This window comes from Actinocrinis sp. (assembly GCF_035650855.1).
Classification (GTDB): domain Bacteria; phylum Actinomycetota; class Actinomycetes; order Streptomycetales; family Catenulisporaceae; genus Actinocrinis.
In genome coordinates, this window is sequence record NZ_DASRGV010000132.1 from 1 (window position 1) to 26,385 (window position 26,385).

The window sequence follows — 26,385 nt, forward strand, 5'->3', positions numbered from 1 at the left end:
CGCGAGCAGCACCGGCAGGATCGCCGCGAGCAGCGCGCCGAAGGCGACCAGCAGGATGCCGAGCGCGAGCGGGACTGCGGTCCACTCCGCGTGCTTGAAGTCCTTGCCGAGCGTGTTGTTGAACCAGTGGTTCGCCGAGGCGTCGCCGAACTCGCTGACTGCGATCCCGGGATGCGTCGGCCCGACCTTGGCTACCGCGTCCATGACCGGCTGCACCCGGTCGGCCGCCGAGGTGGGGTCGCCGGCCATGTCGAATTCGATCAGGGCACTGTGCTTGTCGGCCGAGATCAAGCCGGCCGAGTACGGGTCACGCAGGTTCTGCGTCAGTTTCGTGCCCTGCACGGCGGTGATCGCGTCCTGCACGGCGGCGCGGAACTGCGGATCGTTCGTGGTCTGCGTCGCGCTGTGCACCAGCACCATCTCGCTGGCCGGCTGCGAGATGTGCGCGTCCTGCAGGATCTGCAGCGCCCGCGCCGAATCACCGGTGCCCTGCTGCGCGTCGGTCAGGTTCCGCTGCCCGGCCGCACCGCCGATCACGGTGGCGAGCACCACGAACAGCAGCCAGCCGAAGACGGCGGTCTTGCGGTGCCGCGCGCTCCAGCCGCCTAGCGAGGCGGCGAGATTGCGTCTTCCCTCTTGTCGAACCGGAGTATGCACGGGAGTCTCCCCTGTGGGCGTCGTCGCCGGTGCGGTTCACCGGCCCCCACACCAAACCTAGGAATCCGGACCATGCCTCTGACATGCGGTTGAGCCCCCAATTAGGGTGTAGATAGGTACACCCCCGGATCGGCCGCGTAGGTCCCGTGCGCACCACTACGCCCTCACGCAGACTTGATCCCGCCACGTCTCGACGACGGGGGCTCACAGGAGGTGCGAGAGATGACGATCACCGCTCCGGCCGACTCGGTCGCGGTGCGCAGGCCGCCCACGTCGCGGCTCAAGCGCGCGCTGCTCGCCCCGTGGCAGGGGCTCGTGCTGACCTTCATCGCCGGCTTGAACATCGGCGTCGTCGTCCTGCAGGTCGACATCCTCGGATTCATCGGCCTCGGCGTCGGCCTGCTGCTGCTGCCCATCTCCACGTGGCTGTGCCGGCAGGTGGCCAACCTGGCCCGCCACCTGGCCTGGCGCTGGCAGGGCGTGCAGATCCAGCGCCCCTACCGGCCGAAGCCGCAGTTCCAACGCGGCGTGATGGGGATCGCGGAGCGCTGCCGGTGGATCCTGCGGGACCCGGCGACCTGGCGCGACCTGGTGTGGAGCTTCCTCGACACGGTCGTCGGCTTCACCCTCGGCCTGTTCGCGGCCGTCATGCTGCTCTACGGCATCGAGGGTGTCGTGCTCTCCTCGCTGTGGCCGATCCTCGTACGGCACGGCTACAACGACTGGTACACGTTCGTGCACGTCCAGCAGGGCAACGAGAAGTGGCGCTGGGTGCCGGCCGGGATGGGCGTGTTCATCGCGATCCTCAGCTTCTACGTCACGCCGGGCCTGCTGCGAGCGCACGCGCTGTGGACCAGAGTCCTGCTCAAGCCCACCCGCGCGGCCGAGCTGGCGCTGCGAGTGCAGCACCTGACCGAGACGCGCGCCGACGCCGTGGACGCCTCGGCCGCCGAACTGCGCCGCATCGAGCGCGACCTGCATGACGGCGCGCAGGCCCGCCTGGTGGCGATGGGCATGAACCTGAGCGCGGCAGAGGCACTGATGGAGAAGCATCCCGACGAGGCCCGCGCCCTGCTCATGGAGGCCCGCGACGCCTCCGTCAAGGCCTTGACCGAACTTCGGGGGCTGGTACGCGGCATCCACCCGCCGGTGCTGGCCGACCGCGGGCTCGCCGACGCGGTGCGTGCGCTCGCCCTCGACAGCGCACTGAACGTCGAGGTCACCGCAGACCTGCCCGGCCGCGCCCAGGCGCCGGTGGAGTCCGCGGCGTACTTCGCGGCCAGTGAACTTCTGACCAATGTCGCCAAGCACGCGGGCGCGAGCCGGGCCTGGATCGACCTCTCGTACGCGAGCGGGCTGCTGCGGATGACTGTGACCGATGACGGACGCGGCGGCGCGGATCCGGCCGGCGGCACTGGACTGCGCGGAGTGGAGCGCCGGATCGGTACATTCGACGGGTTGCTGACCGTGACGAGCCCGCCCGGCGGGCCGACCGTAGTCGCCCTGGAGATTCCGTGCGCGTTGTCCTCGCCGAAGACCTCTTCCTCCTGAGAGAAGGGCTATCCCGGCTGCTGCAAGCCCACGGCTTCGAGATCGTCGCGGCCGTTGACGACGGACCAAGTCTGCTCAAAGCACTGATCGACCACCGCCCGGATGTGGCGGTGGTCGATGTGCGTATGCCCCCGACGTTCACCGACGAGGGGCTGCAAGCCGCCCTCGCCGCTCGGCGGCAGGTGCCCGGGCTGCCGGTGCTGGTGCTCTCCCAGTACGTCGAGCAGCTCTACGCCCGCGAGCTGCTCGCGGACGGCACCGGCGCGGTCGGCTATCTCCTTAAGGACCGGGTCTTCGACGCGGCCCAGTTCGTCGACGCGGTGCAGCGGGTGGCGGCCGGCGGGACCGCGATGGACCCGGAGGTGATCGCCAAGCTGCTCGCGCGCGGCAGCAGCCGGGAACCGCTGGGCCGCCTCTCCCCGCGCGAAGTGGAAGTTCTGGCCCTGATGGCCGAGGGCCGCTCCAACGCGGCGATCGCGCAACGTCTCGTCATCACCGAGCGCGCCGTCACGAAGCACACCTCCAACATCTTCACCAAGCTGGACTTGCCGCCCTCCGACGATGACAACCGCAGGGTGCTCGCCGTCCTCGCGTACCTGGACCGCTGATCGCCGCACCTGGTCAGGACAGAGTCGCCTTCGCAATCCCGAGAATGAACGGGGTGGTGTTCACCGACTCGCTCGTCGGACTGAACGCGTACACCAGCACGCGCTGCAAGTCCCGCGTCGCGAAGACTCCGTCGGTGTATCCGGGCCGCGAACCGGTCTTCCCCCAGACCGTGATGTCGCCAATCGCCGCGCTCATCAATCCCATACCAAAGCAGGCCTGCCCGGTGCAGTGATCAGTGCCCATATACGGCACGTCCGGCACCGTGAACATGTCGTCCAGCTCGGCGTTCGGCAGCAGCCGCCCGGTGAACAGCGCGACCATCAGTGTCCGCAGATCCCGAGCGGAGGAGATCATGCCGCCCTCGGCCCACGGATAAGGACTCTGCTCCGTGACGTCGACGAGCGTGGTTGCGCCGCGGCCGTCCGCCGCCGGAACCGCCAAGTATCCGTGCAAGTGCGGGCCCGCGATCCGATAAGAGGTCGCGGCTGGCACTGACGTGTCGCGCAACTTCAGCGGCTTGATGATCCGCGCATCCACCTCGTCGGCGTAGCTGTGCCCGGTGACGCGCTCGATCAGCATGCCCAGCAGGAAGTAGTTCACGCCGTTGTACCGCTGTGCGGTCCCCGGCGTGAACGCCATCGGCTCCCCGGCCAGCGCCCCGACGATTTGCTGCGGTGTCGGGTGCTCGAACCGGTGCGTGACAAACCCGGCGGGATCGCCCTCGTCGTCGCCGACGTTCACGCCGGGCAGCCCGCTGGTGTGGTTCAACAGCTCGGCGACCGTGATCGGCGGGTAGGAAGCAGGCAGCTCGCCGGGCAGGTAGTGCTGAATGCTGTCGGCGAGTGAGACCTGGTGCGAGGCGACGAGTTGCAGAGCCACCGTCGCGGTGAACACCTTTGTCACGCTGCCGATCCGGAAGCGATCGGAAGGCGACGGCGCGCTGCCGGTTGCCACGTCCCCGAGCCCTGACACTCCCCGCCAGGTGTCACCGCTCTGAAGATCGTTCACCTGCGCCAGCGCGCCCGTGATATCGGCGTTCGGCAGGCCGCTGACAGCCGCCTGCAACGCTGCCGGATCAAGCGGCGGCAGCTGCGGTGATCGCAGCGGCGGCAAGCCGGATCCGACCACCGCCCGAGCCGCCGTTGCGGGTCCGCCCGGTGTGCCTGTGCCCGGAGCCGCCGCCTGCGCCACCGGCGCCAGTGCCCCGCAGACCAGCGCCACCGCGCCGACCACCCCGACCAACGCGCCGGCGCGCGCGTGCCCCGCGCGAGCGAACGCCCGCAGGTACTTCGCGTCCACGAAAAACTCCCCGATGCCCTTGTCTCGTTGAACTGGACATCGAGGAGTCTTCCGAACCCTGGTTAGACCTTCACGGGTAGCAGAATCAGTCTTCGTGGTGGTGCAGGCACCACCCCCGCGCTTCGGCGGTCAGGTCGTCGAGTAGTACCCGAACACGTCCACGATCAGCCGCGCCACACCCGACTCCGCCAGATGCAGGTCGATGCCGTAGTTCTGACTTCCCAAGGTGACGGTCGCCGCGTTCGTGACGGTCTGATTTGCGGGGAAGTCGAGGGCCGAGATCGTCGGTGTGGTGGTTGCGTCGTCGGGATAAGCCGAGAGATAGCCGCCGTCTGACGGATCGGCGACCGTCAGATTCGCCGCGATGGATCCGCCGCGCAGCCCCCAGAGATCCGAGCTGCCGGCGTCGTACCCGATCGGGACGTCAGTGGTGCCTATGCCGACGGTTTCCACGTCCCACGCCCGCGTCGGGGTGATCGGTGTGAAGAAGCTTCCGGACCCCGAGCGGAAATAGCCGTCGATGTCCACGATCAGGTCCGTGGATCCCGCGCTCGTGTTCGCGAAGTCCACATAGCCGTCCGCGCCGACCTTCACGATGACCTGGTTCGCGATCGTCTGCCCCGCCATGAAGTCGAGGTTCGAGACGACCGGACGGTTCTCGCCGTCCGGATAGGCGGTGAGGTAGCCACCCTGCTTGGGGTTGGTCACGGTCACGTTCAAGGCCACGGCCGCGGCCCCGGTGTAGTTGCCCACGTAGAGCTTGTGGACGCCGTTCGCCGCGATGGTCGAGGCGCTCTTTCGGGTGTCCAGCAGCCGGATCGGTGACACCGACGTATAGCCGTAGGTCGAATCGTCGCTGTAGTACCCCGCGAGATCCGCTACCAGGTCAACGGTTCCGCCGCTGCCGTTCTTGAAGCTGACGCTCCCGTTCGCGCCGACCTTCACGATGACCGAGTTCGCGAAGGTTCGGCCTGGCGTGAAGTCGAGATTCGAGGTGGTCGGCGGTGTGGCGTCGGCGGGATAGGCCGTGATGTAGCCGGTTTGCGTCGGATTGACCACAGTCACGTTCAGTGCGACTGCACGCAGGCCGGTTTGGGGCACTCCTGCCACGCCGGCGATTTTCAGGCTCAGGGTGCCGTTCGCGGGCACCTTCGCCACGGTGGGAACGCCGATCCCCTTGCGGGTGTCGAGGATCCGTACCGGGCTCACCGGTGTGTAGTAGGACGCTGCCGTCGTGAACCGCGCGGACGTGCTGGCCGTCTGGCCGTCCAGGTCCGTCTCGGTCACGGTGACCGTGTACGTGCCTGCCTTGGCGTATGGGTGGTCGGTGTCGAGCGCGGAAGTGCCCTCGACGATGGTTCCGTCACCGAAGTCGAACTTGTAGTCGCTGATCGGCCATTCATCGGTCGACCCGGTGGCGTCCGCTTCCACGCTCAGGCCGCCGATCGGGCTCACGACGAGCTTCGGCAGGAAGGGCGCGGGGACGGCGATCTGAAGAGGCCCCCCGTTGACGGTCGTCCGACCGCCGTACGAGTTGGTCGCCGTCACCGTTGGGAAGTACGTGCCGGCAGTCGAGTAAGGGTGTGACGCGCTGCAGGTGCCGTTTGTGACCGGGACCTGGTCCGTCACCGTGCCATCGCCGTAGTCGATGGCGCAGAAGTCCGTGACGGACCAGGGGTCCGTCACAGCGGCCGAAACGGTGACCGGAACGCCGGTAAGCGCACGCGGCACCGAAGAAGAGAAGGTCGCGCTGATTGGATCGACGTACTCCACCGTGCCGCGGTCGTAGTAGGTGAGCGTCCCGGTGCCGGAGTCGGCCACCAAGGGGTCGTCCACGCGTGGGTTACCGAGGATGTCCGTGTTCAGCTCACCGGGCGCCGAGGCGTCCGCCGAATCGACGGCGACTGGGCTGCTTTGCCCGAAGATCGAGACTGAGCTTACGGAGTTCGAATCGTGCGCACCCTGAGATGTCGCCGCGGTGAGTGAACCAGCGTCGGCGTACGTGCTGCCGCCCCACGAGTAGGCGATGTTCGTGTCAGACGCCGCGTTGACGTCGTTGTAGTCGGCCTTGCTGCCCGGCGTCGAACTGGAGTCGACGGCGAGCGGGAGGTTCGGGCTCGAAGCCGTCGCGGCGGGACACGCGACAGCCGTCGGCCCGGCCAACTGGGCCACGACGTTGTTCTCGATCGTCGTGGACGTCGAGCCGTTCGAGACCGAGATGCCGTACCCGCACCACGGGCTCACGCTGTTGCTCGTGATCGCCGATGACGTCACACCGTCGAGCGCAATACCGGGCCGGTGGAGGTTACCGAGGTTTTCCACGGCGTTCGTCGTGATCGTGTCGCCCGTGCCGCCGGTGATCGAGATCATCGGCGTCGTCATTCCGCCGCGCAGCTGGCTCCTGGAGATGGTGAGCTGAGAGGAGGAAACAGCCTGAACCTGCGGAACCACCGCCGCGGAGGCCTGTCCGGTCCGAAGGCCGTCGAGCGAGATGTGGTCTGACCCCGAAATCACGACGGGAGAGCCTAGGTAAGCATTGACTCGCAGGCCGATGAGGTTCACATAGGAGGCGTTCGTGACGGTGATGAGGTTCGCCGAGCCGCTTGTGACTTGGATGGCCGCCGCGCTGCCGTGCACCGCGGACGTGCCACCCGTGATGGTGATCGGCTGACTCGGCGTGCCGGACTTGGTGACGGAGAACGGCGGATAGATGCCGCCGAGCGAGATCGTCTCGCCCGGGGTGACCGCGTTCATAGCCGCTGGAATGGTGCAGTACGGCGTGACTGAACTGTCCGTGGTCGTGTCAGAGCAGGTCAAGATGGTGTTGTTCACGTACAGCGTCGCGCCGGTGGCCGCGTGGGCGGCCGGCAGCGGCGTGAGTGATCCGACTGATATGAGAAGCGCGACCCCCGTCGCGACACGGCGCCCGTGCACCGCCCACCCCTTAGGTACGATCCAGCCCGACTAAGCAGGTAGACAGTACTCTTACCTCGACCGATCGGGCGACAATGTTGCGTGGTTGATGCAGTCGGGACGCGTGAGGTCATGCCGGATCGGCGGGAAGCAGAGCGGTCGCGGTCGGGCGCAGCCAGAAGTGCACCGATTCGGCGAGGAAGAGCGTCCACAGATACACCGCGAGTGCGAGCAACGCGTACGTGACGCCGTGGTGGGCCGGCTTGGTCGGGATGAAGCTCGCGAGCACCAGGATCACGACCCGGCCCTCGAAGCCGAGCGCTCCGGCTACCGCCAGCCAGCGCGGTACGGAAACCCCCGCGCGGATGCGGTACACGACGTCGTAGTGGTGGTACATGACCGCCGCGAGGTACAGGAACGCGACCGGCATCGCACCGTGGACCTCCGCCGCGAGCGCGATCGCGATGGCGTATTCGAACGCGTGGTAGACCGGCGGGACCAGCCAGCCCAGCTTCGAGCCGAGCCTGCGGGCCTCGGCCAGCGGCCGGGCGAGGATGTCAGACATCGAGTACAGCGCCGCCGCGGCCTCCGGCGTGCGCTCGGCGATCTGTGGAGCGAGCGAGCGCTGGACCCGGCCGGCGGTCGTGTACGCGGCGGCGATCAGACCCCAGACAAGGAGTGCGATAAAGGTCGTGCGCGGCTTGGTGAGTGCGGTGAGCAGTGCGATCAGGGCCCAGCGCTCGCCGATCGGCAGCACGATGATCTTGCGTGCCCAGTAGCTGAGGGACTTCTCCGGCGTGACGGGCAGCGGCTGGGTGTTGCCGTCGTTCGCGCCCGCCGCGCCCCGCCCTCTGTTCCCTTCATGGAAGGCGAAGTCGACGTGGTGCCGGACCGTCTGCAGCGCCATCGCGAGCGCCGCGAGCAGCCACACGTCGTCACCGTTGTGCGCGGAGCCGAAGGCCAGGCCCGCGTAGACCGCGTACTCCTTCGCGCGGTCGAACGTCGCGTCGAGCCACGAGCCGACGCGCGAGAAGTTCAGCGCGTAGCGGGCCAGCTGGCCGTCGGTGCAGTCCAGGACGAACGAGATGTACAACGCCACTGCCGCGGCGATGTACCCGGCCCTCGTGCCCGTCGCCGCCGTGATCGCACCCACGATCGCGATCAGCAGCGAGAGCGTCGTGACCAGGTTCGGGCTCAGCCCCCGATCCGCGCACCAACGCGCCAGGAAGCGCGAGTACGACGACACGAACAGCGTCGCGAACAGCCCGTCATCGCTCTTCACCGCCTTGCGCAGCCGGATCGCCTCGCCGTCGACCTGCACCACCCGCTCGTACGCGTCCTTCCGGGCGGCCAGCGGTGCGTCGACCAACGTCGCGATCAGGCCGGTCGGCAGGACCACCTCGTGGATCGGCAGCGACTCGGCCAACTGGGTGGCCAGCACGTCCGGGACCAGCGGGCGCGGGGCCGTCAGCTTCGCGGCCGGTCCCGCGCCCTCGACGCGGTGCGCGGTGAGATCGGGCAGCGTGCGCAGCCGCGTCGCCAGCAGTTCGCGAGCCTGACCGGACACCGTGAGCACGCCGACCGAGTGCGCGGCCGTCCAGCGCGGGTCCTCGATCGCGAGCCGCAGCGCGTGCCGGTGCGCGATCAGCCGCCGGTCCACCAGCGCCACCCGCCCGGCCGCCGAGGCGCTGGCCACGGCCCGCGCCGCGGCCGCGGGGCCGTCCGCGTCCACGACGGTCGCCCCGAGGGCGGACAGCTCCGTACGCAACACCCCGTCCCCGTCCACTGGCTGGGGTCCGGTCAGCACCGCGATGGTGGGAATGCGCACTCGGCGGCCTTCCTCTTCACACTTGTTGGCCCGGCGGCAACCATAGTCCCGGCAACGGTAGTCCCTCACCGTGTTCGGCTACCATCGTGCAGCGATCGCCGGGACCGGCGGACGACCGGGCGCGGGGGGCCGAGACCGAGCAAGTAGTGAGGACGCGACGTGCCGAGTGAGACTTCCGCGTCGGATGTGGCCCCCGCGGCCCCGGACATCAGCGTGGTCGTCATCGTGTACAACGTCGCGGCCCGGCTGCCCACGGCCGTCGACTCGGTTCTCCGGCAGACCCTGCGCAGCCTCGAAGTCATCATCGTCGACGACTGCTCGACCGACTCGACGCAGCAGGTGGCCGAGCGTCTCGCCGCCAAGCACCCGCGGGTGCGCTACCTGCGGCTCGCGCAGAACAGCGGTGGCTGCTCCGCGCCCCGCAACGCCGGCATCGAGGCCGCGCTCGGCACGTACGTGATGTTCCTCGACTCGGACGACACCCTCGACATGCACGCCTGCCTGAACATGCTGGAGGCGGCCGAGGAGCACGACGCGGACCTGGTCTCCGGCGTGTGCGTGCGCGTGCACCACAACCGCTCCGGGCTGACGGAGACGGTGCCGTGGTGGCCTGAGATGTACGCCGAGCGGCGGGTCCTCGACGGCGTGTCGCAGATGCCTGACCTGCTGCGGGACACGCTGTCCACGAACAAGTGCTATCGGCGCGCGTTCTTGAATGGACACGGCTCGACGGAGCACGCGCTGCGCTTCCCGGTCGGCTTCCACTACGAGGACCTGCTGTTCTCGGCGAAGGCCTACCTCGCCGCGCGTCGCATGGTACTGATCCCGGAGACCGTGTACCACTGGAACGTCATCGTCAGGGCCGCGCAGAAGTCCATCTCCAACCGGCGCGACGAGATCTCCAACGTGCGCGACCGGATCGCCATCCACCGGATGATCGACGAGGCGATCGCCGGCTGGCTCGCGGCCGGTGGCGACGTGGCGGTGAAGATCGCGAAGGACGCCAAGTTCATCGAGCACGACCTGGTGCTCTACCTGCGCGATCTGCCCTATCAGGAGCCTGGGTACATCGCCGAGTTCACCGAGATGTTCCGCAGCTACCTACGCACTCTGCGACCGGAGGCATTCGATCGCTGCCCGCACCGGGTCGCCGTCGCCGGCGCTTACCTGCTGATCGAGGACGACTGGCCGAACCTGGTGACGGTCTGCGAGCACCTGCTCGACCGCACCCGCGAGAGCGCGAAAGCCTTGGAGCGCACCAGGATCACCTCGGATCTCGTCGAGCGTGACGGCCGCGTGTACTGGTGCGACGCGCATCTCGACACCGAGGCCGGCCGCGGCGCGCTCGACGTGACAGGGCTCGGATGGTCGCGTGTCCCGTTCAACCGGACAAACCTCGCCTCCCACCTGACCGGGCTGCGCGCACTCGATGGCGGCCGCATTCGCATCGAGGGCGAGACGGTGAACCCGCTCGACCGCGTTCCGCGGGGCGCTGACTTGTCGGCGTCGGTCGAGTTCCGGCCGGTGGCCCGCGCGATCCGCAAGTACCGGGTCAAGGCCAAGGACGTCACTCACGAAGGCAGCCGCATCCGCTGGGCGGTCGAGCTCAACCCGACCAAGACCGTCAAGCCGGTCGGGATCGTCGACCAGGTCTGGGAAATCCGGCTGCGGCTGACCGCCGGAGCGCTCGGCACGAGCGAGTCAAAGGTCACCGCGCTGAAGCTGCCCGACGCCTCGGACAGCGGACCGGACGCGCCCCTCACTCTCCCGGCCCGCCCCCTGCTCACCCGCGCAGTCGGCGACACGTGGATCGCCGGCATCAACCATCGCGGCCTCTTCACGCTCAACCTCACCGCCCGCAATCCGATCGCCCGCGCCGTCACCGCTCCCTTCAATCAGTCCGGGGCGAGTCGGCGCAGCGCACGCGTCCTACGCATTGCGCAACGCCTCTACAAGCGCGCACAGATCGTCAACGACCCCCGCATCAAGCGCGAGCTGTATGCACGCGCACTGACACGTTTGCCGCTGCGGCGCGGCTCGGTCGTCTTCGAGTCGCACATGGGCGGTTCGTACAGTGACAGCCCCAAGTACATCTACGAGGCGCTGCGTCGCTCCGGATACCGCGGCAAGGTCTACTGGTCGTACGCCAAGAGCAGCGCGGGATTCCCCAAGGACGCCACGTTGGTCAAGCGGAACTCGTGGGCTTATCTACGAGCTCTGGCCCGAGCCGAGTTCTGGGTCGACAACCAGGGCTTCCCCCAGTGGATCGGCAAACGCCGCGGCACCACGTACCTCCAGACCTGGCATGGCACCGCGCTCAAGCGGATGGGCCTGAACACGCCGCACGTGCGCGCGATGCTGGCCGCCGATCGCAAGAAGCTGGTCAAGGCGGTCGGCCGGTTCGACTACTTCCTGGTCCGCTCCGAGTACGACATCAGAACCCTTGTCCAGGCGTTCGAGCTGCGCGCCGAGCCGTTGCGCGTCGGCTATCCCCGCAACGACGCGCTGCTCGCCACCGACCGGGATGAGCGCACCGCGCACGTGCGCCGGCAACTCGACATTACGGACGGTCGAAGGGTGCTGCTGTACGCCCCGACGTTCCGCAACGCGAGCGGTCCGTTCGAGCCCGGATTCGACCTGGACGAGTTCGCCCGCCGCTTCGGCGATCGGATTCTGCTCCTCGTCCGCGCGCACTACCTCAACACGGTGCAGGTGCCGCAGGAAGCCGGGGACGCGATCCGTGACGTGTCGACGTACCCCGACGTCACGGAGCTGATGCTGGCCTCGGACGGCTTGCTCACCGACTATTCCTCGGTGATGTTCGACTACGCGCTGCTCGACCGGCCGCTACTGTTCTTCGCCCCCGACGCGGCGACTTACGCGCAGGACCGCGGCACGTACTTCGACCTCGCACAGCGGGCACCCGGACCGTTCACCGCCAACCAGGACGAGCTGTTCGCCGCGATCGACGCGTTCGCCGCTCCGGGCGGGAGCACCCCCGATCCGCACTCCGATGCCCGCAAGCAATTCGCGCACGAATTCGGCGAGTACGAGACCGGCACCGCCGCGGATCAGATCGTCGCCCGGTTCTTCGGCGGCAAGGGCGGTGCGCGATGACAGACGTCTTCATCGTCTGCAACACGATCCACGAACTCGGCGGAGTGCAGCGCTGGGCGCACCGGACCGGCGAGCTGCTCGCCGAGCGCGGGCACCGGGTGCACCTCGTCGGCATCTTCGCCGTACGGCAGCCGCACGAGCTGACCAGTGCCGGCCCGGACGGCGAGCGCGTCGAGCCTGCGTATCAGGCCTCGCTCATCCACCCGAACCTGTACGGCGGCAAGCCGAAACCCGCGCTGCTCTCCCGCATCGCCAACCCGATCGCCTACGTCCGCTACAAGCGCTGGCAGGCCGTTCAGCGCTCCGGTGCGGACCGCCTGCGCGCCCTCTTCGCCGCGGCATCAGACCCCGCAGACACGGTCGTCATCTGCGCCCAGGTGCACGCGATGGAATGGGTCGCCCAAGCCGCACCGCCCGGCCTGCCGGTCATCGCGATGAGCCACGAGTCCTACGCCGCAGCCAACGCATCGAGCCGCGGCCGACGCGTCCGCAGCCTGTACCGCACCGCCGCGCGCTTCGTCTCCCTCACCGACGCCGACGCGCACGAGTGGACGCGCGCGGGCATGAACAACGCCGCCGCGATCCCGAACCCGCTTCCGATTCCCGCGCTCGGGGGCGCGGACCCGGCTGCCCGTGTCGTCGTGGCCGCGGGACGCCTCTCCCAGGAAAAGGGCTTCGACCTCCTCCTCGACGCCTGGCACCAGGCGGTCCTCAGCCGGCCCGGCTGGACCCTGCGCATCTACGGCTCGGGCCCCGAACACGACGCTTTGCGCGAACAGGCCCGAGCCCTCGGCCTCGAATCGAGCGTCGACTTCGCCGGGCAGACCGGCGACATCGCGGCCGCGCTCGTCGAGGGCTCGATCTTCGCCAGCGGCTCGCGCGCCGAGGGCTTCCCGATGTCGCTGCTCGAAGCGATGGCCTGCGCGCTGCCTTGCGTCGCCTTCGACTGCGCGCCCGGTGTCCGCGAACTCGTCCATGACGGCGTGAACGGCCTGCTCGCGCCGCCCGGCAACACCGAAGCCCTGGCCAACGCCCTGGGCCGTCTCATGGACGACGCGGGGGAGCGCGCCACGATGGGCAAGGCCGCGCTGGAAAGCGTTTCCGCCTACGCGCCCGACCGGATCGTGGACCGCTGGGAGCGGATGATCACCCTCGTGCTGCGGTAATTGCGGGTGTGGCGTTAGCCACCCTTCGCCCGGCGCTCGGCCTGGCTGTCACAGACGTATTACGCGATCATCGCCGAACGGTCGCAGGCTCTCGGATAGGGTCGGCAGCATGACGTGGCTGGTTACCGGAGGCGCCGGATTCATCGGGTCGCACGTGGTGCGCGCACTGCTCGCTGACGGCGCACGAGTCGTCGTGCTCGATGACCTGTCCACGGGGGACAAGAGCCGAGTGCCCGACGGTGTCCCGCTGGAGATCGGTTCGGTGCGGGACAGGGCGCTTCTGGACCGCGTGCTCGCCGAGCACCAGATCGGCGGCGTCGTCCACATCGCGGCGAAGAAGCAGGTCGGCGAATCCGTCGAGAAGCCGCTCTGGTACTACGAGGAGAACCTCGGCGGCCTGCGCACCCTGCTCTCGGCCGTGGTCGACGCCGGGGTGCGGCGCTTGGTCTTCTCCTCCTCCGCCGCGGTCTACGGCTCGCCCGACGTGCCGCTGATCACCGAGGACACGCCGTGCGAGCCCCAGTCCCCCTACGGCGAGACCAAGCTCATCGGCGAGTGGCTGATCCGGGACGTCGCCGCCGCGCACGCCCTGGCCTACGCCAATCTGCGCTATTTCAACGTGGCCGGCGCCGCTTCGCCGGAGCTCGGTGACCCGACCGCGCTGAACATCGTCCCGATGGTCTTCGAGCGCATCGAGGCCGGACTGCCACCGCGGATCTTCGGCGACGACTACGACACCCCTGACGGAACCACGATCCGCGACTACATCCACGTCGGCGACATCGCCAGCGCGCACGTCGCCGCGGCCCGGCGCCTTGAGCAGGACGAGCACGCGGCGCTCACGCTCAACATCGGCCGCGGCGAAGGCGTCTCGGTCCGTGAGCTGGTAGACCGCATCCTCGAGCACACCGGCAGCGACCTCGTGCCGGAGATCACGCCCCGGCGCGCTGGTGACGCCGCGCGTTCGATCGCGTCCGCGGAGCGCATCAAGGCCGAACTCGGGTGGTCCGCTCAGTACGACATCGCAGATATGGTGGCCTCCGCGTGGGCCGGTTGGCGTATGCGCCATGATGCATTCACGCACTAGTCACTAGCTACATCGAGCAACGCGGAACAGGAACCATGATCGGGCTTATCCTCGCCGCCGGGGCGGGTCGTCGACTGCGCCCATATACGGACACACTGCCCAAAGCGCTAGTGCCCGTGGACGGCGATCGCACCGTCATGGACCTGACGCTCGCGAACTTCGCCGAAGTCGGCCTGACTGATGCAGCAGTGGTGATCGGTTACCGCGCCGAGGCGGTGCATGAGCGTAAGGCGGCGCTGGAGGCCGCCTACGGCGTATCGCTGCATCTCGTGCACAACGACAAGGCCGAGGAGTGGAACAACGCTTACTCGCTCTGGTGCGCCCGTGACCTGCTCGGCGAGGGCGTGATCCTGGCCAACGGCGACACCGTGCACCCCGCCTCGGTTGAGCGGACGCTGCTGGGCGCGCGCGGCGGCGAGCAGCGGATCATCCTCGCCCTCGACTCGGTCAAGAAGCTGGCCGACGAGGAGATGAAGGTGGTCTGGACGCCTGAGGGCGGTGTCCGGCGGATCACCAAGCTCATGGAGCCCGCCGAGGCCACCGGCGAGTACATCGGCGTCACGCTCATCGAGCCGGAGGCCGGAGCCGAGCTGGCCGACGCGCTCAGGGCGACCTTCGAGCGCGACCCGCAGCTCTACTACGAGGACGGCTACCAGGAGCTGGTGGACCGCGGCTTCCGAGTCGACGTGCAGCCGATCGGCGAGGTCGACTGGGTCGAGATCGACAACCACGACGACCTGGCCAAGGCCCGCCGCATCGTCGCGACCCGCGCCGCCGACTCCGAGTCCGCCGCCGCTGCTGACTTGACCGGGCCCGACTCGAGCGTGGCCGGGCGCGGGTAGTGGCCGTCCTCACTCGGCTCATCCCGGGTCCCGCGGCCGTGCGGATCGGCGCCGGAGCCGCCAGAGAGCTGCCCGCGATCCTCGCCGACCAGCGCATCTCCACCTCCGGCCGGCTCGCCATCGTGATCAGCGAGGGCTCGGGCAGCGAACTGCGCGAACGGCTGCGCGAGTACCTGCCCGCCGACGCGGGCTGGTTCCCGATCCGCGGCGGCACCCTGGACGACGCCGTCGACGTCGCCGACCGAATCCGCGCCTCCGCCGGATCCGGGGGAGGCCACGGCCTCGGCTCCTACGACACGATCGTCGGGCTCGGCGGCGGGCGCGTGATCGACGTCACCAAGTACGCCGCCGCCAGGCTCGGCCTGCCCATGGTCGCGGTCGCCACCAACCTCGCGCACGACGGCATCTGCTCGCCGGTCTCCACCCTCGACAACGACGCCGGCCGCGGCTCCTACGGCGTCCCGGGACCGATCGGCATCGTCATAGACCTCGATCTGGTGCGCGACGCACCCGCGGCGTTCGTACGCGCGGGGGTCGGCGAGGCGCTGTCCAACCTCTCCGCCCTCGCCGACTGGGAGCTTTCCCACGAGATGACCGGCGAACCGATGGACGGTCTTGCCGCCGCGATGGCCCGCACCGCAGCCGAGGCGGTACTGCACCAGCCGGGCGGCATCGAGGACCCGGCCTTCCTCGCCGTGCTCGCTGAGGCCCTGGTCCTCTCCGGCCTGGCCATGTCCGTGGCCGGGAACAGCCGACCGTGCTCAGGGGCCTGCCATGAGATCTCGCACGCGTTCGTGCTGCTCTTCCCGGGCAAGTACGGCCAGCACGGCGAGCAGGTCGGCCTCGGCGCGGCCTTCGCGTCCCACCTGCGCGGGGATGCGGAGCGGACAAGGCAGCTCGTGGATGCGTTAAGGCGCCACGGATTGGCTGCCGTCCCGGCCGATCTGGGCCTTGATGCCGCTTCATTCGTGGAAGCGGTAACGTACGCGCCGCGGACCAGGCCCGGACGCTACACGATCCTGGAACACCTCGACCTGACCGAAGCGAAACTGCGCGACGCGGTGAAGGATTATGTCGACACCTACGCTTGATGAGCTGCGGCTCGTCGTTCAGCCGCCGGAGAAGATGCAGCGGCGCAGCGGCGAACACTGGGCCGGACGGCTCTACATGCGGTGGATCTCACTGCGCGTCACCCGACTCCTCGTCAACTCGCCCATCTCAGCGAACGGTTATACCTATCTGATGATCGTCGCCGGGATGGCCGCGGGTGCCGCGCTGCTCATCCCCGGCCTCGTCGGTGCGATCCTCGGCGCGCTGCTCATCCAGGTGTACCTGCTGCTCGACTGCGTCGACGGCGAACTGGCCCGCTGGCGCAAGCAGACCTCGATCATCGGGGTCTACCTCGACCGGATCGGCGCCTACGGCGTCGAGGCGGCGTTCCTGGTCGGCCTCGGCTTCCGCGCCGACCACCTGCACTCCGGGCCGTGGACAGTGCTCGGCTTCACCGCCGCGGTCGGCGTGCTGATCGTCAAGTCGGAGACCGACCTGGTGGACGTGGCCCGCGCCCGCTCCGGCCTGGTCGCGGTCGCCGAGAGCGCGTCCGTGCCCCGCTCCGCGACGGTCGCCAAGGCCCGCCTGCTCGCCTCCGCGTTCAAGGTGCACCGGCTGATCGTGGTCATCGAGACCTCGCTGCTGGTCCTGCTCGCCGGCCTGCTCGACACGGCCACCGGCGGCGGAGCCAGCGGCCTGTTCTACACCAGGCTCGCCGTCGCGATCCTGGCCGGGATCGCGCTGGCCATGGTCTTCCTGCACTTCGTCTCCATCGTCATGTCGAGCAGGCTCAAGGGATGAAACTCGCCGCCGTCATCCTCACCATGGGCAACCGCCCGGCCGAGCTGGCCGACCTGATCCGCACGGTCGGCAAGCAGCAGGGCGATCCGATCGACGTCGTGGTCGTCGGCAACGGCGTCAAGGCCTCGGAACTGCCCGACCTCGGCGAGGTGCGCACCGTGGACCTGCCGGAGAACCTCGGCATCCCGGCCGGCCGCAACGAGGGCTACCGGGTCCTGCTCGAGCTGCCGCCGGAGCAGCGGCCCGAGGTGATCCTCACCCTGGACGACGACGGCTCCCTCGACGGCGACCAGGTCGCCGAGAAGGTCCGCGCCGCCTTCGCCGCCGAGCCGCGCCTCGGCATCGTCTCCTTCCGCATCACCGATCCCGAGACCGGCACCGTGCAGCGGCGCCACGTGCCGCGGGTGCGGGTAGGCGATCCGAACCATTCCTCACAGGTCACCACGTTCCTCGGCGGCGCCAACGCGACCCGCACCGCCGTGCTCGAGCAGGTCGGCCTGCTGCCCGCCGAGTTCTTCCTCTTCCACGAGGAGACCGATCTGGCGTGGCGCGCGCTGGACGCGGGCTGGAGCATCGAGTACCGCGCGGACCTGACGCTGAACCACCCGGCGACCTCCCCGACCCGGCACGCGACCTACCACCGGATGGTCGCGCGCAACCGGGTCTGGCTGGCCAAGCGCAACCTGCCGTGGCCGCTGGTCCCGGTCTACCTGGCGGTCTGGTTCGCACTGACCGTGGCCCGCAACCGCGACCTGTCGACGCTGCGCCCGTGGCTGGCCGGATTCGCCGAGGGCGTGCGCAGCAGCGCCGGTCCGCGGCATCCCATGCGATGGCGTACTGTCTGGCGGATGACCAGACTCGGCCGGCCGCCCATCATCTGACGGCGCGCGGAGGCAACCGGGCAGCGGGCCCGGTCAGTCAGACTAGTAAGGCGATGAGGGCGAGAAGAGTCGAAGTGAGCGGTACGCAGACAGTGGCGGCTGAGCCGGAGCGCAAGAGCGCCGACCCCGGCGACGTCAGCCTGCCCCCGGTGGACCCCGAGTTCCAGGAGCTCGGCGGCTCGGGCATGGCGGCCAAGTACGGCCTCTCGGTGGCCGGCAAGCGCCCGAACCCGGTCGCGTACGCGCGCCGGCTCTGGGTGGCCAGGCACTTCATCATCACCTGGGCGACCGCCCGCAACCAGGCGCTTTACTCCGGCTCCCGGCTCGGCCAGCTGTGGCAGGTGCTCACCCCGATCCTGAACGTCGGGGTCTACTACCTGATCTTCGGCGTGCTGCTTGGCACCAACCGCGGCGTGCCGGACTTCCTGGTCTACCTGGTCACCGGTGTCTTCATCTTCAACTTCATGCAGACCGCGATGCTGTACGGCTCGCGGGCGATCAGCGACAACCTCAACCTGATCCGCGCGCTGTACTTCCCCCGTGCCAGCCTGCCGATCGCGATCACCATCATCCAGCTGCAGCAGCTGCTGATCGCGATGGCGATCCTGGCCGCGGTGGCCCTGGCCAAGGGCGAGCCGTTTACCTGGCACTGGCTGCTGATCGCCCCGGCGCTGTGCCTCCAGTTCGTCTTCAACACCGGCCTGGCGCTGCTGGTGGCCCGCTTCGGCGCGATCCTCACCGACACCAGCCAGCTGCTGCCCTTCATCCTGCGCACCTGGCTCTACGGCTCCGGTGTCTTCTACAGCATCAAGAAGATGGTCGCCCAGCACCCGAATGTGCCCGCCGTGGTCACCTGGATCCTCGACCACAACCCGCCGCTGATGTTCATCCAGGTCATCCGCGACCAGCTGATCAGGGTCCCGGCCAGCACCGACCCGAAGGTCGCCGCCGACTACGCCAACGCGATGTACGTCCCGGCCCACGCGTGGCTGTGGCTGGTGTTCTGGGCGCTGGTCGTCGGCATCGGCGGGTACCTGTACTTCTGGCAGGGTGAGGAGACATACGGCCGTGGCTGATGAGAAGGCGGTTGCCAAGAAGGCGGTTCCCAAGAAGAGCGGGCCGGTCGCCACCACGGCGGCGGCGGATCTCATCGTGGTCGACGGCGAGGAGCTGACCCGCGAGGAGATCCTGGAGCGCCGGGCCAAGCGCCGCGCCGAGGCCGCCAAGAACACGCCGACGGTGGTCGTCGACAACCTGCACGTCCACTACCGGATCTACGGCGGCAGTGGCGCCACCAAGGGCGCCGCCACCGGTGCGCTCAACCGGATGATCCACCGCCGCAAGCACGACGCGCTGCGCGACGTGCACGCCATCAAGGGCATCTCCTTCGTCGCGCGCCGCGGCGAGTCGATCGGCCTGATCGGCTCGAACGGCTCGGGCAAGTCCACCCTGCTGCGCGCGATCGCGGGCCTGCTGCCGGCCGAGAAGGTCGGCGGCGTGTACACCGACGGCCAGCCGAGCCTGCTGGGCGTGAACGCGGCGCTGATGAACGACCTGAGCGGGGAGCGCAACGTCGTCCTCGGCTGCCTGGCGATGGGCCTGCACCCGACCGAGATCAAGGAGAAGTACCAGTCGATCATCGACTTCTCCGGCATCGACGAGAAGTCCCCGAACACCTCGCTGCGCCCGATGAAGACCTACTCGGCGGGCCAGGCCGCGCGGCTGCGCTTCTCCATCGCCGCCACCAAGCTGCACGACGTGCTGCTCATCGACGAGGCGCTGGCCACCGGCGACGCCGGCTTCCAGCGCCGCAGCGAGGACCGCATCCGGGAGCTGCGACGCAACGCGGGCACCGTGTTCGTGGTCAGCCACTCGATCAACTCGGTGCGCGACATCTGCGACCGGGCGATCTGGCTGGAGGCCGGCCTGATCCGGATGGACGGCGACGTCGACGAGGTGACCGCGGCCTACGAGGCCTGGAGCAACGGCTGACGCCATGGGCATCACGAGCAAGCTCTTCCTCGTGACCCTGGGCCTGCTCGCGCTGGCGGCCTGCGGCCTGGCGATATGGCTCTGGCCGAGGCTGGCCGGCCGCGGGCGGCGCCCGGTGGCCGGCCGGATCGGGCTGCTGCTCACCACCCAGGTCGCGCTGCTGATCACCGTGGCCGCGCTGACGAACGACCTGTTCGGCTTCTATACGTCCTGGAGCGACCTGTTCGGCGTCGGATCGCAGCGCTACCAGCTCAAGGACTCCGGCGTGGTGCAGCCCAACGTCAACGCCTCGCAGCTCCAGGGCGGCAGCACCGCGACCCCGGCCTCCCAGTCCTCCTCGAAGCCGGGCGCGTCGCCGAAGGCCACGATGGTCAGCACCACGCTGGTCGGGCTGCGCAGCGGCATAACCGCAGGGCTCCAGGTCTTCCTCCCGCCGGAGTACTACGCCCCCGCAGACGGCCGCCGCTACTACCCGGCGATCGTCGTCGACGACACCTCAGACCCCGGCGTGGCCACCCTCGCCTCCGACCTCATGTCCGGTAAGCAGCGACCGCCGCAAGCCGTCGTCGTCATAGTGCGCGGCGACCACCATCACAACATCCCGTGCGTTAACGAGCCGAACGCCGCGTCAGCCGAGCAGTTCTGGGGCCAGGACCTGCGTACCGCAGTCGCCGACTCTTACCGCGTGCGGCTGAGCCCGGCCGCGTGGGGCGTCATGGGCGGCGGCCCGGGCGACGGCGGCGACTGCGCGATCGCGCTCGCCCTGGAAGATGCCGGACGGTACTCGGCCGCCGCGGTGTTCGGCCGCTGGCAGCGTTTCGGTGCACCGGGCTCGCCGGCAGACCCCGCGTGGTGGCTGCGCAACTATCCCGCGCCGCCGAGCCGCCTGCTGTTCGCGGCTACCGGGGAGCCGCCGCAGGCCATACTCGGCCCGGTCCGCCCGCCGCTCCAGGTCATGTCCACGCCCGGCCCGACCAGCGAGTCCCAAACGCTCGACTGGCTCGCGCAGACCCTGCAGAACGGCGCGCCGCAGTCATGACCGCCAAGAACCCGGCAATGAGGCCCCTGTCATGAGCCTGACGGGCCTCCCCCTGCTCATCCTGCTCGCGGTGCTGACCGCCGCGGGCTTCGTCGCCGTGGTCCGGTTCTGGCCGAGGCTGGCCGGCCACGGCCCGCGCGCGCTGATCGGACGCGTCGGCGCCCTCGCCGTCGCCCAAGTGCTGCTGCTCGCCACGGTCCTGGCCGCCGCGAACAACTACTTCGGCTTCTACGGGTCCTGGCACGACCTGGTCAGCGTCGCCACCGGCAATTACGCGGCCTCGGCGCCCGCGCCGCTCGGCGCCGCGCAGAACGGCTCGGGCATCACCGTCAACAGCCACAGCACGCTGCCGATCCCCGGCGGCGCGGACCCGGCCCGGGGCGGCAGGCTCGACGACGTGACGATCCGCGGCCAGCTCACCGGCCTGTCCGCGCACGCGCTGATCTACCTGCCGCCGCAGTACTTCCAGGCCGGCTATCGCAAAACCCTGTTCCCCACGGTCATCGTCTCCAGCGGCTACCCCGGCGACGTCACCAAGCTTGTCACGTTGCTGCGTTACCCGGCCCGCCTGGTCGACGGCATCAACGCCGGACAGGACAAGCCGATGGTCCTGGTGATGATGTCGCCGATGATCATCTCGGGCCGCGACACCGAGTGCACCGACGTGGCCGGCGGCGGTCCGCGCGCCGGCGAGTTCTGGGCGATGGACGTGACCTCGGCCGTGGAACGCACCTACCGGGTCAACAGCGACGCGTCCGGCTGGGGACTGGTCGGCGACTCCACCGGCGGCTACTGCGCGCTCAAGCTGGCGATGCTCAACTCCGACCGGTTCTCGGCCGCGGCCAGCCTGTCAGGGTACTTCGGCGCCCTGCAGGACGGTACGACCGGCGACCTGTACGGCGGCGACCCGGTGTTCCGTCAAGAGAACGACCTGCTGTGGCGGATAGAGCACCTGCCCTCGCCGCCGATCGCCGCGCTGCTGACCACGAGCCGCGCCGGCGAGACGAACTACGGGCCCACGCTGCAGTTCGTCCGCGACGCCAAGCCGCCGATGCGTGTCTCGACCCTGATCCGCGCCTCCGGCGGCCACAATTTCAACACCTGGAACGCCGAGGTCCCCGCCGCGCTCCAGTGGCTCAGCAGCCACCTGATTCCCGCGGCCGGCTGACCGGGGACCGGAACCGGCCCGCCGCGCCATTTCCGGTGGCCATCAGCACAGGCGGCACACCCTGCCCACAGCCCGTCTCTTGCCTCTACCATCAAGGATCATGGCGGATCGAGGGCGGGGACCCGACTACATCGTCTGCGGCGCCAACACACTCGCGCACCGTCTCGTCGCCGAACTGACCGAGCTGTACGAGGTCTCCGTCGTCGCGATCGTGCCGAACCGGGAGCGGGACCACGCGCCGCAGATCACGAAGCTCCTCGGCCGGGATTCGGTCATCGCGGTGCCCACGATCACCGAGGAGGTGCTCAAGTCCGCCGATGTGGCCACGGCGCGCGGCATCGCGCTCGTGGACGGCGACGACCAGAGCAACATCCACGCCGCGCTTCGCGCCCAGGCGCTCAACCCGCAGATCCGCGTCGTGCTGCGGATGTACAACCAGCGCCTCGGCAAGCATGTCGAGCGGCTGCTGAACAACTGCGCGGCGCTCTCCCGTTCGGCCACCGCCGCCCCGGCGTTCGTCAACGCGGCGCTGCGCCGGCCCAACTCGGTGCAGGTCGGCGGCAAGTCGGTGAGCGTCGAGATCGGCGTGGACGGAGAGCCGGCGGACTTCCTGTGCACCATCGCAGACCGCATCGACAAGCAGGACCTCACCCAGATGCGCCTGCTTCCCGACGCCCCGGGCCCCGCCGCCACCTGGATCAGCGGCGTCACCCGAGAACCCCCGATCCCCATAGCCGGATTCACCACGCCCGCCATATCTCCCGATCTCAGCCCGGCCCCGATCACCGACGCCGCTGACCCCGCCGACTCCCCGCTCGTGCCCGGCACCCGAGCCGTGCTCCGTTTCCTCGACGGCGTGCGCCCGCACACCCCCTCCTGGTTCTCCCGGCTGCGCTGGCGCCTGGTCGATCTGCGCCGCCTGCTCGGCGCGACGCAGCTCAGCCGGGTCTTCCTCGGCGCGTTCATCGCCGTGCTGGCCTCGTTCTTCACCGTCTGGTACTTGAATCAGCGCTTTGCGTGGGCCGTCTACGACACCTTGCTCGACATGGCGGGCGCGGCGCAGCCGGACGTGTTCGGGCAGCCGAGCCAGACCGGCGGCTCCTGGCAGCGGGTCGCGCAAGTGGTCAGCACGTTCTGCGGCATCATGTTCATCCCGGCGATCACCGCGATCATGCTGGACGTCATCGCGCGCGGCCGCGCCGGCATCGCCCGCCAGCCGAGTGCGGGCGTACGCGGCCACGTCGTGGTCTTCGGTCTCGGCAACGTCGGCGTCCGTGTCGCGACCCTGATTCACCAGATCGGCATCCCGGTGGTCTGCATCGAACGCGACCCGACCGCACGCGGCATCGCGGCGGTCCGCGGCATGGAACTGCCGGTCCTGACCGGAGAAGCGCCGCTGGAAGACCAGCTGCGCAAGGCCCGCGTGCACCGCTGCCGGGCCGTGCTCGCCCTCACCGGAGACGACGCGGCCAACCTGGAGGCGGCGCTGGAAGCCAGAGCCCTGGCTCCGGACGTGCGCGTCGTGCTGCGCCTCTTCGACGACGACTTCGCCACCCAGGTCTATCGCACCTTCACGAACGCGGCCTCGCGATCCGTGTCCTACCTGGCCGCCCCGGCCTTCGCCGCCGCGTTGATGGGCCGCGAGGTACTGGGCACGCTCTCGGTGTACCGCCACGTGGTCCTCGTCGCAGAGTTCGTAGCCGACGAGGAATCAGGACTCGTGGGTAGGACCCTGCACAACATCGAGGTCCCCGGCGAAGTGCGCGTCATCGCCGTACGCACGAGGCATGCCCGCGACTACCAATGGCGGCCGGACCACGCGCGCCGACTCGAAGCCGGGGACACGTACGTGCTTTTGGCCACCCGCGCCGGCCTCGGCCGCCACACCAGCCGCGTCTCCTGACCTTGCCCCTCACCCCCTTTGCCTCTCCCTTACCTCCACACCTCCCGCAACGCCTCCCCCCTCTCCTCAATCAGCCTCATCCGCGCGGTCCATTCCCCCGCTTCCGTGTGCGCCGCCTGCGCCGTGACCTGTCCGGGCCACTTGCGGTAGTAGAGCCCTACTTCGCCATGGAAATAGCCCGGCGCCACCACGCTCGCCGCAACCAGCAACCCCGTGTCGTCCGACCCCCGCACGCCCATCCAGCCGCCCAGGGCGACGAGCAGCTGCCGTCGCATGCAGAGCGTCACGCCGTGAACCGGCAGCCGATAGCCATGCGTGCGCCAGTAATCCGCCACGAAGCCCGGCTCCAGGCGCCCGGGCTCCGGATCGTGCTCTGACGCGACCGTCGAACCGTCCGGCAGCAGGTCAAGCGCCCGCGACGTCGTCCACTGCACTGCGCCCGCCTCGTTGTCCGCGACGCCATCAGTAAGGACCCGAATATCCCGCGCCAGGCACCCCGCCCCCATCACGTCATCGCCATCGAACGCCTTCACCAGCTCCCCGCGCGATCGCGCCAGCGCCATATTCCGGGTCTGACCCACTCCGCCGTGCGGCCGTCCCATCCCGACCCGCACCCGCGGATCCGGCGGCAGTAACCGGCCTACCTCACCCGTGCGGCCGTCCTCCTGTACCACCCACTCCCACGCCCACCCCGCCGGCATCTCCTGCCCGGCCAGTGATTCATAGGCCTGCATCAAGTAATCCGGCTGCGGCTCAAAGATCGGCGTCACCACCGACAGCACCCGTTCGCCGGTCACTCCACGCCCATCTCTTCCTCTGCCACGGTCTCGACCGGGATCTCGTAGCGCGGGCGGTACGGCGGCGGGATCACCATGTCAGCGGTCTCCACCGGCTTGTCACCGGCGTAATGCGTCCGCTCGATGACGATGATCGCGATCCCGGCCCGCAGACCCAGCGTCTCCGCCTCCGGACCAGTCAGCGTGCGCGGCACGATCTCCTCCACCGCGCGGGTGACCGTGATGCCGACCTCCGCGAGCCGCCGGATGATGCCCCAGCCGCCGAACGGGCCACCCTCGGGAGTCTGCGCCGCGGTGGTCCCGGTGAGCCCGAGCGGCTCCCAACTGGTCGCGGTAAACGTCGGCTTGGCGTCGGCCGTGTACTTGTACGCCGTCCGCACCACCGAGTCCCCGGTCGCGATCGAGAGGCGCTCGGCGATCGCTGGAGGCGCGCCCGCCGTTTCCGAATGCGCCTCGAACGCTCCAACGCGCCCCTGCGCCGCCATCTCGGCGTGCCAGGGCGACCCCGATGGCGGATCGAGGTACCAAGCGCGCACGAGGCGGATGACCTCCGGCCGTCCGCGCACCCGGGTCGCCGCGCCCGGGCGGGTGTCGGTGAGGCCCTCGTCGAACAGCATCTTCGCTGCTCGGAACGCGGTGCCCTCGGCGACGCCGTAATCCTCCTGAATCTCGGCAAGGGTCGGGAAGCGCGCGCCAGGAGGCAGCCTGCCGTCGATGATCCGCGCCCGCAGATCGTCCGCGATGGTCTCGTACTTGCGCTTGGTGATCGGTCTCACCCCGCCGGGAAGTGGAATGTCGGCGTGGATAGCTTGACCGGCTCCTTAGGGAGGCCGCAAGCTCTCTAGGGTGAAGCTCTCTAGAGAGCAAGTCCGCCGACGGCCCACGGGGGGACCGCACCCACCATGCGCATCTCGATCACGCTGCCAGGCTTCTCGTGCATGGTCGCCGTGGCCCGCCTCGCCGTCCGCGCGCTGCTGCCCGGCAATCCGCGCGCCGAGGACGCGGAGCTGATCGTGTCCGAACTGGCCACCAACGCGATCCGCCACTCCACCTCCCGGGGCGGCCAGTTCGAGCTCGCCGTCGACCTCGCGCCCGGCCGCATCCGCATCGAAGTCAAGGACGGCGGTCCGTTCGGCTACCCACCTCCGCCCCCGCCGAAGCCCGAGCCCGAGTCCCACCCCGAGACCCCGACTCCGCCTCACGCCGCGTCCGTACCCGCAATCCACCCGTGGACGACCATGCACCACGAAGACCTCAACCGTGACCGCGCCGCCGAGGCCGAGGAGTACGGATTCGGCTTGGCGATCGTGACGTCCGCGTCGGACAAGTGGGGCCACAGCCGGTACCCGGACCACGCCGTCTGGTGGGCCGAACTCGCCTGCCCCACCGAACCCGCACGGTTCGACGAGCCCTCCACACGCCCAGCCGCACCTCCCGCCCCTCCCTCGCCTAGCCCCTCATGACCGACACCTTCCTCCTCACCCGCGCCGGAATTACCTCCGACTACATCACCGCCGCCAAAGCTCAGCAGCTCTACGACGATGCGCGTGCCCGTCCCGAGTCAGCGCTCGATGGCGACCTCGAGACCGGCTTCGGCTTCTGGCTGCTCAGCGCCGACGGCACGGTACGCCTTGTCCGCTGCACCGTTACCCCCTGCGCCACCCCACCTCCTGGCGCACCCGTCC

General features: G+C 69.4%; 21 protein-coding genes and 1 pseudogene. 16 read left to right on the top strand and 6 right to left on the bottom strand.

The window, feature by feature from the left end:
- The coding region (locus tag VFB40_RS10355) for an MMPL family transporter (RefSeq protein WP_324849334.1) at positions 1 to 657 on the bottom strand (657 nt) is incomplete at its 3' end.
- Between the two features lie 222 nt (positions 658 to 879).
- Here VFB40_RS10355 and VFB40_RS10360 point away from each other — a divergent pair.
- Complete coding sequence (locus VFB40_RS10360; RefSeq protein ID WP_324849336.1) at positions 880 to 2,208, top strand: sensor histidine kinase; 1,329 nt, start codon at positions 880 to 882, stop codon at positions 2,206 to 2,208.
- The gene (locus VFB40_RS10365) at positions 2,172 to 2,816 is read left to right on the top strand and encodes a response regulator transcription factor (RefSeq protein WP_324849338.1); all 645 of its coding nucleotides are present in this window, start codon (positions 2,172 to 2,174) and stop codon (positions 2,814 to 2,816) included. Before VFB40_RS10360 ends, VFB40_RS10365 begins: the two co-directional genes overlap by 37 nt.
- Before the next feature lie 13 nt (positions 2,817 to 2,829).
- On the opposite strand, the gene VFB40_RS10370 is transcribed toward VFB40_RS10365, so the two are convergent.
- From VFB40_RS10370 to VFB40_RS10380, 3 genes are all read right to left on the bottom strand, one after another.
- On the bottom strand, positions 2,830 to 4,116 hold the full coding sequence (locus tag VFB40_RS10370) for a serine hydrolase domain-containing protein (RefSeq protein ID WP_324849340.1): 1,287 nt from the start codon (positions 4,114 to 4,116) through the stop codon (positions 2,830 to 2,832).
- Between the two features lie 129 nt (positions 4,117 to 4,245).
- Complete coding sequence (locus VFB40_RS10375; RefSeq protein ID WP_324849342.1) at positions 4,246 to 6,870, bottom strand: PKD domain-containing protein; 2,625 nt, start codon at positions 6,868 to 6,870, stop codon at positions 4,246 to 4,248.
- Between the two features lie 289 nt (positions 6,871 to 7,159).
- Entirely contained in the window at positions 7,160 to 8,857 is a 1,698-nt protein-coding gene (locus VFB40_RS10380) for a DUF5941 domain-containing protein (RefSeq protein WP_324849344.1), read from the bottom strand.
- 159 nt (positions 8,858 to 9,016) lie between these two features.
- Between VFB40_RS10380 and VFB40_RS10385 the strand changes: the two genes are divergently transcribed.
- The 12 genes and pseudogenes from VFB40_RS10385 (at position 9,017) to VFB40_RS10440 (ending at position 23,903) form a co-directional block, all read left to right on the top strand.
- Positions 9,017 to 11,974, top strand: coding sequence for a bifunctional glycosyltransferase/CDP-glycerol:glycerophosphate glycerophosphotransferase (locus VFB40_RS10385; protein WP_324849347.1), 2,958 nt, complete (start codon positions 9,017 to 9,019; stop codon positions 11,972 to 11,974).
- On the top strand, positions 11,971 to 13,140 hold the full coding sequence (locus VFB40_RS10390) for a glycosyltransferase family 4 protein (protein ID WP_324849349.1): 1,170 nt from the start codon (positions 11,971 to 11,973) through the stop codon (positions 13,138 to 13,140). Before VFB40_RS10385 ends, VFB40_RS10390 begins: the two co-directional genes overlap by 4 nt.
- Positions 13,141 to 13,249: 109 nt before the next feature.
- Entirely contained in the window at positions 13,250 to 14,227 is a 978-nt protein-coding gene (gene galE / locus VFB40_RS10395; protein WP_324849351.1) for a UDP-glucose 4-epimerase GalE, read from the top strand.
- 35 nt (positions 14,228 to 14,262) lie between these two features.
- Positions 14,263 to 14,985, top strand: a pseudogene (locus VFB40_RS10400) (phosphocholine cytidylyltransferase family protein); the annotation flags it as partial.
- A gap of 83 nt (positions 14,986 to 15,068) precedes the next feature.
- Positions 15,069 to 16,160 (top strand): iron-containing alcohol dehydrogenase family protein, encoded by a 1,092-nt coding sequence (locus tag VFB40_RS10405; protein WP_324849355.1) that lies wholly within the window; start codon positions 15,069 to 15,071, stop codon positions 16,158 to 16,160.
- On the top strand, positions 16,141 to 16,920 hold the full coding sequence (locus VFB40_RS10410) for a CDP-alcohol phosphatidyltransferase family protein (RefSeq protein ID WP_324849357.1): 780 nt from the start codon (positions 16,141 to 16,143) through the stop codon (positions 16,918 to 16,920). Before VFB40_RS10405 ends, VFB40_RS10410 begins: the two co-directional genes overlap by 20 nt.
- The gene (locus VFB40_RS10415; protein WP_324849359.1) at positions 16,917 to 17,801 is read left to right on the top strand and encodes a glycosyltransferase family 2 protein; all 885 of its coding nucleotides are present in this window, start codon (positions 16,917 to 16,919) and stop codon (positions 17,799 to 17,801) included. Before VFB40_RS10410 ends, VFB40_RS10415 begins: the two co-directional genes overlap by 4 nt.
- Positions 17,802 to 17,875: 74 nt before the next feature.
- Complete coding sequence (locus tag VFB40_RS10420; RefSeq protein ID WP_324849361.1) at positions 17,876 to 18,877, top strand: ABC transporter permease; 1,002 nt, start codon at positions 17,876 to 17,878, stop codon at positions 18,875 to 18,877.
- 109 nt (positions 18,878 to 18,986) lie between these two features.
- On the top strand, positions 18,987 to 19,793 hold the full coding sequence (locus VFB40_RS10425; RefSeq protein WP_349261426.1) for an ABC transporter ATP-binding protein: 807 nt from the start codon (positions 18,987 to 18,989) through the stop codon (positions 19,791 to 19,793).
- Positions 19,794 to 19,797: 4 nt separating this feature from the next.
- On the top strand, positions 19,798 to 20,832 hold the full coding sequence (locus VFB40_RS10430) for a hypothetical protein (RefSeq protein WP_324849365.1): 1,035 nt from the start codon (positions 19,798 to 19,800) through the stop codon (positions 20,830 to 20,832).
- A 31-nt stretch (positions 20,833 to 20,863) separates the two neighbouring features.
- On the top strand, positions 20,864 to 22,000 hold the full coding sequence (locus tag VFB40_RS10435; protein ID WP_324849367.1) for an alpha/beta hydrolase: 1,137 nt from the start codon (positions 20,864 to 20,866) through the stop codon (positions 21,998 to 22,000).
- 100 nt (positions 22,001 to 22,100) lie between these two features.
- Positions 22,101 to 23,903 (top strand): NAD-binding protein, encoded by a 1,803-nt coding sequence (locus tag VFB40_RS10440; protein ID WP_324849369.1) that lies wholly within the window; start codon positions 22,101 to 22,103, stop codon positions 23,901 to 23,903.
- 29 nt (positions 23,904 to 23,932) lie between these two features.
- Here the strand turns inward: VFB40_RS10440 and VFB40_RS10445 are convergent, their stop codons facing one another.
- Both VFB40_RS10445 and VFB40_RS10450 read right to left on the bottom strand, forming a co-directional pair.
- The gene (locus tag VFB40_RS10445) at positions 23,933 to 24,700 is read right to left on the bottom strand and encodes a glycosyltransferase family 2 protein (RefSeq protein ID WP_324849371.1); all 768 of its coding nucleotides are present in this window, start codon (positions 24,698 to 24,700) and stop codon (positions 23,933 to 23,935) included.
- Positions 24,697 to 25,476: a GntR family transcriptional regulator gene (locus tag VFB40_RS10450; RefSeq protein WP_324849373.1), complete on the bottom strand. Its 780-nt coding sequence runs from the start codon at positions 25,474 to 25,476 to the stop codon at positions 24,697 to 24,699. The genes VFB40_RS10445 and VFB40_RS10450 overlap by 4 nt, the downstream gene beginning before the upstream one ends.
- A 126-nt stretch (positions 25,477 to 25,602) precedes the next feature.
- Between VFB40_RS10450 and VFB40_RS10455 the strand changes: the two genes are divergently transcribed.
- Complete coding sequence (locus VFB40_RS10455) at positions 25,603 to 26,163, top strand: ATP-binding protein (protein WP_324849375.1); 561 nt, start codon at positions 25,603 to 25,605, stop codon at positions 26,161 to 26,163.
- The coding region (locus tag VFB40_RS10460; RefSeq protein ID WP_324849377.1) for a hypothetical protein at positions 26,160 to 26,385 on the top strand (226 nt) is incomplete at its 3' end. The genes VFB40_RS10455 and VFB40_RS10460, both read left to right, overlap by 4 nt.